Raw genomic sequence first — 8744 nt, 5'->3', positions numbered from 1 at the left:
CACGGCGTCGAGACCGGCCTGCCCAAGGGCGTCGTCGTCTCGTATCTTCCTGATTGGCTGAGTGTGCCGACGATGCTGAGCCAGCTCGTCTGCGCGGTGAAGGCGAAGAGCCCCGTGATCTTCTCGGCTCGCGTGCGCACGCATGCGACCTGCGAAGCCGTGATGAACGAGGTGGCCGAGGTCGCCGCCGCATGCCACTATCCGATCGAGGCCCTGGGCTTCCTGCATCAGTGGTCCGAGGAGGGCGATGCATGGCTCGCCGAGCAGCCGGGCGTTCGCATGGTGATCGACTCGCGCGAATACGAGCGCGTCGTGACGAGCGAGCTGGGCGGCAAGGACGTCTACCACGCATCGATCGGTAACAATCCGGTCTTCGTCGAGGAGACGGCCGACCTGGGCGCGTGCGCCGAGGAGGTCGTGGCGGGCAAGTCCTTCTGCTACGGCACCATGCCCGGCGCCGAGCAGTCCGTGGTGGTCGAGCGCGCGGTCGATGCCGCGTTTCGCGCCGAGCTCAAGGCGCGCGGCTGCTTCTTCCTGCGCGACGACGAGGCCGAGGTGCTCGCTTCCACGTTGTTCAAGCCGGACGGAACCCCGTACCGCGAGCTCATCGGCAAGTCGGCCTTCGACATGGCCCGCCGCGCCGGCCTCGTGGTTCCCGAGAGCACCAAGGTGCTGGTGGTCGAGAAGCCCTACGTCTCGGAGCACAGCGTGTTTTCCAAGGCCAAGTACGGACCGGTGCTGTCCTACTACGTCGAGGAGAGCTGGCGCGGTGCGTGCGAGAAGTGCATCGAGCTGATCTTGAACAGCGGCGACGGCAACGCGCTCTCGATCTTCTCGCGCGACGGCGAGGTGGTGAGGCAGTTCGTCCTCAAGAAGCCCGTCGGACGCGTGCTGGTCAACGTGGGCACCGGCATGGGAGCCACCGGCTGCCATTCGACGCTGCCCAAGACGCTGACCGTTACCGGGTGGGACAACGCCTGCTCATCGGACATGGGCGTGACCTACCGAGACTTCATCCGCCGCCGCCAGGTGGGCATCGGCTCCTCGTGTGCCGACGATTCGCTGCTGGCGGGCGCGGGCCTTATGGAGCCAGGCGGAGCGGACGTTTCCGAGCCATGCGCCAGCGCATGCGAGGGGCGTCCGGCCCGTAGCGAGGGGGCGGAGCCGCATGCGCAGCCCGCGCCCGCATCTTCGTCCAATTGGTTCTCCAGCTTGCTGGAAGACGTTCAAACGTACTGAGAAAAGAGGTAAGGATGGATATCAGGGAGTTTGCAAAGGAGCTGTCCGACGCCACCAAGGAGATGAGCGACGAGCAGCGCGACACCGTCCGCAAGATGTTCGAGCAGGTGTACGACCAGCTCGACCGCCCGCTTTCCACCGCGGTCGCCACCCCGGCGGCCGATCCCACCGAGATTCCCGACGGCCCGACCGAGCGCCACGTTCGCCTCAAGCAGAACTTCTTGAAGCAGGTGCCCACCATCACCACGTATCGCGCCCGCGCCGTCACCGAGTTCACCAAGAAGAACCCGGGTATGCCCAAGATCCTGCTGCGCGCCAAGTGCTTCCGCTACTGCTGCGAGACCGCTCCGCTGGTCATCCAGGACGACGAGCTCATCGTTGGCTCTCCCTGCGGCGCCCCGCGCGCCGGCGCGTTCTCGCCCGATATCGCCTGGCGCTGGCTGCGCGACGAGATCGATACCATCGGCACCCGTCCGCAGGACCCGTTCTTCATCTCCGAAGAGGATAAGAAATACATGCGCGAGGAGCTCTTCCCGTTCTGGGAGGGCAAATCGCTCGACGAGTACTGCGAGGACCAGTACCGCGAGGCGGGCGTCTGGGAGCTCTCCGGCGAGTCCTTCGTCTCCGACTGCTCGTATCACCAGGTGAACGGCGGCGGCGACTCCAACCCCGGCTACGACGTCATCCTCATGAAGAAGGGTATGCAGGACATCCAGGACGAGGCCAAGGAGTACCTGGCCCACCTGGATTACGAGAACCCCGACGACCTCGATAAGATCTACTTCTACAAGTCCATCGTCGAGACCACCGAGGGCGTCATGATCTACGCCCGCCGTCTGTCCGACTATGCGCTCGAGAAGGCCCGCGCCGAGCAGAACCCGCGCCGCCGCGCCGAGCTCGAGCAGATCGCTGCCAACCTGCGCAACGTCCCGGCTCATAAGCCCTCCACCTTCTGGGAGGCCATCCAGTCCGTGTGGGTCATCGAGTCGCTGCTCCCGGTGGAGGAGAACCAGACCGGCATGTCCATCGGCCGCGTCGACCAGTACATGTACCCGTTCTACAAGGCCGATATCGAGGCCGGCCGCCTCACCAATTACCAGGCCTTCGACCTGGCCGGCTGCATGCTCATCAAGATGAGCGAGATGATGTGGGTCACCAGCGAGGCGTCTTCGAAGTTCTTCGCCGGCTACCAGCCCTTCGTCAACATGACCCTGGGCGGCGTCACCCGCGCCGGCGCCGACGCGACCAACGACCTGACCTACCTGCTCATGGATGCCGTGCGCCACGTGAAGATCTACCAGCCCTCGCTGGCATGCCGCATCCATAACAAGTCGCCCGAGAAGTACCTCCGCAAGATCGTGGACGTCGTTCGCTCCGGCATGGGCTTCCCCGCCTGCCACTTCGACGACTCCCACATCAAGATGATGCTCGCCAAGGGCATCTCCGTCGAGGATGCACGCGACTACTGCATGATGGGCTGCGTCGAGCCCCAGAAGTCCGGTCGCCTGTACCAGTGGACCTCCACGTCCTACACGCAGTGGCCCATCGCCATCGAGCTCACGCTCAACCACGGCGTGCCGCTGTGGTACGGCAAGCAGGTCACGCCCGACCAGGGTCCGCTGTCGCAGTACAAGACCTACGAGGAGTTCGAGCACGCGGTCAAGGACACCATCTACTACATGACCAAGTGGACCTCGGTCGCTACCGTCATCTCCCAGCGCGTCCACCGCGACATGGCTCCCAAGCCCCTCATGTCCATCATGTTCGAGGGCTGCATGGAGCACGGTCGCGACGTGTCCGCCGGCGGCGCCATGTACAACTTCGGCCCGGGCGTCGTGTGGAGCGGTCTGGCCACCTATGCCGACTCCATGGCTGCGATCAAGAAGCTCGTCTTCGATGATCACAAGTACACGCTCGAGGAGCTCAACGAGGGCCTCAAGGCCGACTTCGAGGGCTACGAGCAGATGCGCCAGGACTGCCTGAAGGCCCCCAAGTACGGTAACGACGACGACTACGCCGACAACATCTGCGCCGACATCGTCCACTACACCGAGCACATCCACAGCCAGTTCAAGACGCTGTACTCGCGCCTGTCCCACGGCACGCTGTCCATCTCCAACAACACGCCGTTCGGCCAGCTCACGGGTGCTTCCGCCAACGGCCGCCGCGCGTGGACGCCGCTCTCCGACGGTATCAGCCCCACGCAGGGCGCCGACTTCAACGGCCCCACCGCCATCATCAAGTCGGTCTCCAAGATGGCCAACGACAGCATGAACATCGGCATGGTGCACAACTTCAAGCTCATGGCCGGCCTGCTCGATACCCCCGAGGGCGAGAACGGCTTGGTCACGCTGCTGCGCACGGCCTGCATGTACGGCAACGGCGAGATGCAGTTCAACTACCTGGACAACAAGACGCTGCTCGAGGCGCAGGAGCATCCCGAGGAGCATCGCGACCTGGTGGTGCGCGTCGCGGGCTACAGCGCGTTCTTCGTCGAGCTGTGCAAGGACGTCCAGGACGAGATCATCAGCCGCACCATGCTCACCAAGTTCTAGCAACACGATCGAGGCGCGCACGCGCAGCGGGTACCAGCCGAACGCCGGGATACACAAGGAGGTAGGGCGTTGAGTCTTGAGCAAGCGAATGTAGAGCGCAAAGCTCGTATATTCAACCTTCAGAAGTACAACATGTACGATGGCCCCGGCGTTCGGTCGATGGCGTTCTTCAAGGGCTGCCCGCTGCGCTGCGCCTGGTGCTCCAATCCGGAGAGCCAGCATCGCGAGCACGAGGTCATGTTCAAGTCCACGGCCTGCGTGAACTGCGGTGCGTGCGTGGACGTGTGCCCGGTCGACATCCACCAGATGGTGGGCGGCGAGCACCGCGTGCGCCGCGACGTGCAGTGCATGGGCTGCCATCTGTGCGAGGAAGCCTGCCTGCACAACGCCATCAAGATCATGGGCGAGGACAAGTCCATCGACGAGCTGCTGGCCTTCTTCGACCAGGATGCGGATTTCTACCGCATGTCCGGCGGCGGCATCACGCTGTCCGGCGGCGAGGCGCTGGCGCAGCCCGAGGCGGCGCTCAGCCTGCTGGTGGCCTGCCATAAGCGCGGCTACCACACCGCCGTGGAGACCTGCGGCTACGTTCCCACCAAGACCTTGCTCAAGGTAGCCGAGCACGTCGATCTGTTCCTGTTCGATATCAAGCAGATGGACCCGGTGAAGCACAAGCAGTGGACCGGCGCCAACAACGAGCTCATCTTGGAGAACGTCCGCACCCTGCTCGAGAACGGCTTCAACGTGCGCGTGCGCATGCCCCTGCTCAAGGGGGTCAACGACAGCAAGGAGGAGATCGACGCCGTGATCGCCTTCTTCACGCCCTATCGCTATCAGAAGAACTTCGACGGCGTCGACCTGCTGCCGTACCACAAGCTCGGCGTGGGCAAGTACAGCCAGCTGGACTTGGACTACGCGATCAAGGACGATCCCTCGCTTTCCGAGGCCGACCTGACGCGCATCAGGACCTGGATCGCCGACGCCGATTTCACCGTCAACCTCGTGAGCCACTAAGGGGAGGGGCATGGAGCAGCTATCGCGCATCATCCAGGAGTCCGTCCCCGGCAAGCAGGTGACGATCGCGCACGTCATCGCCAGTCCCGGCCCCGAGATCCACGAGCGCATCGGCGTGCCGAGCGGCGAGTCCATCGGCATCCTCACGCTCTCGCCCGAGGAGACGGCCATCATCGCGGCGGACGTGGCCTCCAAGGCGGCGTCGGTCTCGATCGGCTTCCTCGACCGCTTCACGGGGTCGGTGGTCGTGCTCGGCGACGTGCAGAGCGTCGAGACCGCCATCGGCGAGGTCGTGCGGTTCCTTCACGACCAGATGGGCTTCTGCTGCGCGGAGGTGACGCGGTCGTGAGTCTCAAGCGCCTCATGGTGATCGGTCTCGATGGATCGGGGAAGTCGACGCTGGCGGACCTGGTGGAGGGTGCGGAGTCGAATCACGCCCACCGCGAGGACTGTTTCTACCGCACGCGCTGCTTCGAGGTTCCCGGCCGCTATATCGAGAACCACTGGATGCACAGCATCATCATCATGCTGGCGCAAAACCAGGCGTCCGCCCTGCTCATGCTGCTTGACGGCCAGACGGGCGAGACGTTCTACTCCAGCGGCTACGCGCGGGCGTTCACCTGTCCGTGCCTGGGGGTCCTCACCAAGGCCCCCCTCGAGGACGAGGCCCGTGCCGCGGGCGTCGCCAAGCTCGAGGCCGCGGGGTGCACCGAGGTCCTGTGCGTCTCGACCGAGACGGGCGAGGGCACGGAGGAATTGCTGGAATGGGTTGTCGCGCACTCCGGGTGCGGCGCCCTGGATTGATTGGTAACGAGACCGAGAGGAGGAAGCATGCGCTACGTGACGGAGAGCGAGCTGCGCGATGAATACGCAGCGTGCCCGTTCGAGACCTATCGTCTTGCGCCCGACACGCGCCTGACGCCGGGTGCTCGCCAGTTTCTGGTCGATTTCCGCATCACGTTCGATGCCGGGGCCGCGGCGAAGCCCGTGGCCGCACACGGCGCTTCCGCGCCCGTCGACCAGCGGCTGTGCGACTCCTTTCTCGACGACGTCCGCGTGCTGGGTGCCAAGCTCTGCTTGTTCTCGCAGCGCTCGCAGGGGATCTGCCGCGCCCTCGCGCGCGTCTGCGGGGCCGCGGGAGCGGCGTGGCAGCGCGGCGAGGCCGGCGTCGTCGCGGATGCCGACGGCGAGGCGCCGGGCGAGCTGCCCGTGCCCGCGCCGGAGCTGCATCCGATCTACTTCGAGGCGGCGTTGATCGACGCCGAGCTCGTCCGCACCGCGCATTTCTGGACGAGCGCCGCGGCCGATATGGCCGAGGAGCCTCGCGCGCGCGTGGAGGCATGGGGCTGCGAGGCCCAGCGTATCCGTTCGCAGATCGCGCATGCGATCGCCCTGGCACAGGAGGAGGTCGACCATGGTTGATCTGCATGAAACCAACCGTCTGCTCGACGTCCTCATGGCGACGGTCGACGCGCCGGAACCCGTGGCCGAGGGAGCGGAGCTCTACTGCGGCCTGGATGTGGGAACGGCGTTCATCGTCCTGGTGGTGATCGATGCCGCGGGCGAGCCCGTGGCCTGCGCCTACCAGTTCGCCGACGTGGTCCGCGACGGCATGGTCGTCGACTACATGGGGGCCTGCGACATCGCCCGCTCGCTCAAGGAGCGCCTCGAGCAGCGCCTGGGATGCGAGCTCACCCAGACGGCCGTGGCCATCCCGCCGGGGACGGAGAACCTCGACGGCGGCGTGGTCCGCAACGTCGCCGAGAGCGCCGGCTTCGACGTGGTGGGCGTGTTCGACGAGCCCACCGCCGCCAACATGGTGATGGGCATCAAGAACGGCGCCGTGGTCGATATCGGCGGCGGCACCACCGGCATCTCGGTGCTCTCCGAGGGCGAGGTGGTGCAGTGCGTCGACGAGTCGACGGGCGGCACCCACTTCTCATTGGTGCTTGCCGGCGCCAAGGGCGTGGGGTTCGACGAGGCGGAGGCGTATAAGCGCGACGCCGCCAACCACGCCGAGGTGCTTCGCGTCGTGCGACCCACCGTCGACAAGGTGGCGAGCATCGTCGAGCGCTCGTGCCGCGGTTTCGCGGTGCCCGAGGTCGTCTTGGTGGGTGGCACCGCCGAGCTCACGGGCATCGAGGAGCGCATGGAGCACCAGCTGGGGCTGCCCGTGGTGAAACCCAGCCGCCCCATGTTCGTGACGCCGCTTGGCATCGCCTGCGGCTGTCGGGCCCGCGCCCAGGAAGGGGGCTGCTAGATGATCGACATCCGCATCATCAAGGCGCCCTCGGCCGGAACGATGAATATCATCCGGGCGCGTAGCGGCGCGCGGTGGGGCGAGGATTTCGCTCCCGCGGCGGTCGGCTTGGTCCAGGGCAAGTTGATCGACATGGTGGTCGCCAGCGATATCGCCGAGAAGACGGCGGGCGTGTGCGTGACCGACGTGCGGGGGAGCTGCCCGCAAAACATGGTTCTCCTGGCCATCGCCGGCGATACGGCGGAGGTCGTTGAATGTTTGGACCGCATCGAGCGGGAGGGAGGCGAGTCCCATGGTTATCGGTAAGCTCATCGGATCGATCTGGGCGACCAACAAGTACGAGGAGCTCGAGGGCATGAAGCTCATGCGCGTAGAGGTCCTCACCGGCATGGACGCCGGACGCCAGGTCGTGTGCATCGATACCATCAGCGCCGGTATCGGCGAGCGCGTGCTGGTGACCACGGGTTCGAGCGCCTACCAATTCGTGCGCGAGCGCTTCGGCGTGAACGCGCCCGTGGATGCGGTCATCGTAGGAATCATCGACGAAGACGTGAGTCTGTAGGAAAGGAGGAGGGAATGAAACGACTGATCAGCGCGAAAGACGTGGAGGACGCCGCCGCCAAGGGCGAGAACCTGCTGGTCGACGATAACACCATCGTTACCGCCCAGGCGCGCGACCTCGCTCGCGAGCACGGGGTGCTTCTCCAGTGCGCGCACGAGGCTGCGGCCGCCCCGGCTCCCGCCAAGGTGTGCGAGCCCCAGCCGCCGTGCCGCGGTGGCTCGTGCGAGCCGGCCCCGGCGCCCGCCGCATGCTGCGACCACCGCGAGCCGGCGCTGAGCGCCGAGGAGATGGAGAAGGTCATCCGCGCGGCCGTCGATCGCGGCATCTGGACCGAGCAGGAGCTCGCCTGCATGCTGAGCGGTTTGAAATCGGAGGCGTGCCATGGCTAATCCCACGCTCGAGGACCTGACCGGCTTGCTCGCCGGCTTCATGGGCGAGCGCGCCGCCGAGCGACTCACGGCCACGGTGGGCGTCTCCGGCCGCCACGTGCATCTGTCCCAGGCCGATCTCGAGGCCTTGTTCGGCGCGGGCTATGAGCTCACGCCCATCAAGAACCTCTCCCAGCCCGGACAGTTCGCCGCCAAGGAGACCGTCACGCTGGTGGGCCCCAAGGGCGTTATCGAGCGCGTGCGCGTGCTCGGCCCCGTACGGCCCCAGACCCAGGTCGAGATCCTCGCCGGCGATTCGTTCAAGCTCGGCGTGCCCGCGATGGTGCGCATGAGCGGCAAGCTCGAGGGGACGCCGGGTGTCACGCTCGCCGGCCCTGCGGGCACGGTCGCCCTCCCCAGCGGCGTTATGGTCGCCGCGCGCCATATCCACATGTCGTCCGCGCAGGCGGCCGCGATGGGGCTTTCCGACGGCCAGGTCGTGTCGATCGCCTTCGGCGGCGAGCGCGGCGGCCGTCTGGATAACGTGGTGATTCGAGCAAACGATACCAGCGAGCTCGACTGCCACATCGATACGGAGGAAGCGAACGCGCTGCGCATATCCAACGGCGCGGTCGTTCGAATCATCAAGTAGGTATAGAAACCCTGCAACAAGAAGGAGATCAAGATGGCAAACATGACGCAGGCACTCGGCATGATCGAGACCAAGGGACTCGTAGGCGCGGTCG

General features: G+C 65.9%; 11 protein-coding genes. All 11 read left to right on the top strand.

Going from position 1 to position 8744, the window contains the following annotated elements; genetic code table 11:
• The coding region (locus I2E26_RS07970; RefSeq protein ID WP_195420309.1) for an aldehyde dehydrogenase family protein at positions 1–1239 on the top strand (1239 nt) is incomplete at its 5' end.
• A 14-nt stretch (positions 1240–1253) separates the two neighbouring features.
• Positions 1254–3794: a choline trimethylamine-lyase gene (gene cutC, locus I2E26_RS07965; protein ID WP_195420308.1), complete on the top strand. Its 2541-nt coding sequence runs from the start codon at positions 1254–1256 to the stop codon at positions 3792–3794.
• 69 nt (positions 3795–3863) lie between these two features.
• Complete coding sequence (cutD, locus tag I2E26_RS07960) at positions 3864–4808, top strand: choline TMA-lyase-activating enzyme (protein ID WP_195420307.1); 945 nt, start codon at positions 3864–3866, stop codon at positions 4806–4808.
• A 10-nt stretch (positions 4809–4818) separates the two neighbouring features.
• On the top strand, positions 4819–5157 hold the full coding sequence (locus I2E26_RS07955; protein ID WP_195420306.1) for a BMC domain-containing protein: 339 nt from the start codon (positions 4819–4821) through the stop codon (positions 5155–5157).
• Positions 5154–5612 carry a EutP/PduV family microcompartment system protein gene (locus I2E26_RS07950; RefSeq protein ID WP_195420305.1) on the top strand — a complete coding sequence of 153 codons (459 nt, stop codon included), beginning with the start codon at positions 5154–5156 and terminating at the stop codon, positions 5610–5612. Before I2E26_RS07955 ends, I2E26_RS07950 begins: the two co-directional genes overlap by 4 nt.
• A 27-nt stretch (positions 5613–5639) precedes the next feature.
• Complete coding sequence (locus I2E26_RS07945; protein ID WP_195420304.1) at positions 5640–6230, top strand: hypothetical protein; 591 nt, start codon at positions 5640–5642, stop codon at positions 6228–6230.
• Positions 6223–7068 carry an ethanolamine utilization protein EutJ gene (gene eutJ, locus I2E26_RS07940; RefSeq protein WP_195420303.1) on the top strand — a complete coding sequence of 282 codons (846 nt, stop codon included), beginning with the start codon at positions 6223–6225 and terminating at the stop codon, positions 7066–7068. The genes I2E26_RS07945 and eutJ overlap by 8 nt, the downstream gene beginning before the upstream one ends.
• Positions 7069–7374, top strand: coding sequence for a BMC domain-containing protein (locus I2E26_RS07935; RefSeq protein ID WP_195420302.1), 306 nt, complete (start codon positions 7069–7071; stop codon positions 7372–7374).
• Positions 7361–7630, top strand: coding sequence for a EutN/CcmL family microcompartment protein (locus I2E26_RS07930; RefSeq protein WP_195420301.1), 270 nt, complete (start codon positions 7361–7363; stop codon positions 7628–7630). The genes I2E26_RS07935 and I2E26_RS07930 overlap by 14 nt, the downstream gene beginning before the upstream one ends.
• A 14-nt stretch (positions 7631–7644) precedes the next feature.
• Positions 7645–8019: a hypothetical protein gene (locus I2E26_RS07925; protein WP_195420300.1), complete on the top strand. Its 375-nt coding sequence runs from the start codon at positions 7645–7647 to the stop codon at positions 8017–8019.
• Positions 8012–8650, top strand: a complete 639-nt coding sequence (gene pduL / locus I2E26_RS07920; RefSeq protein WP_195420299.1) for a phosphate propanoyltransferase — start codon at positions 8012–8014, stop codon at positions 8648–8650. Before I2E26_RS07925 ends, pduL begins: the two co-directional genes overlap by 8 nt.
• The last annotated feature ends 94 nt before the right edge of the window (positions 8651–8744 follow it).

Origin of the sequence: Collinsella sp. D33t1_170424_A12 (assembly GCF_015554865.1) — a bacterium.
GTDB lineage: Bacteria > Actinomycetota > Coriobacteriia > Coriobacteriales > Coriobacteriaceae > Collinsella.
Note: the sequence above shows the minus strand (reverse complement) of the source record. Positions and strands in the feature narration are given on the sequence as shown.

Bases quoted from the DNA above. Each gene is read 5' to 3' on its own strand.
- I2E26_RS07955 (WP_195420306.1), top strand. From the start codon at position 4,819: ATGGAGCAGCTATCGCGCATCATCCAGGAGTCCGTCCCCGGCAAGCAG.
- I2E26_RS07930 (WP_195420301.1), top strand. From the start codon at position 7,361: ATGGTTATCGGTAAGCTCATCGGATCGATCTGGGCGACCAACAAGTAC.
- eutJ (WP_195420303.1), top strand. From the start codon at position 6,223: ATGGTTGATCTGCATGAAACCAACCGTCTGCTCGACGTCCTCATGGCG.
- cutC (WP_195420308.1), top strand. From the start codon at position 1,254: ATGGATATCAGGGAGTTTGCAAAGGAGCTGTCCGACGCCACCAAGGAG.
- I2E26_RS07935 (WP_195420302.1), top strand. From the start codon at position 7,069: ATGATCGACATCCGCATCATCAAGGCGCCCTCGGCCGGAACGATGAAT.
- I2E26_RS07945 (WP_195420304.1), top strand. From the start codon at position 5,640: ATGCGCTACGTGACGGAGAGCGAGCTGCGCGATGAATACGCAGCGTGC.
- I2E26_RS07925 (WP_195420300.1), top strand. From the start codon at position 7,645: ATGAAACGACTGATCAGCGCGAAAGACGTGGAGGACGCCGCCGCCAAG.
- pduL (WP_195420299.1), top strand. From the start codon at position 8,012: ATGGCTAATCCCACGCTCGAGGACCTGACCGGCTTGCTCGCCGGCTTC.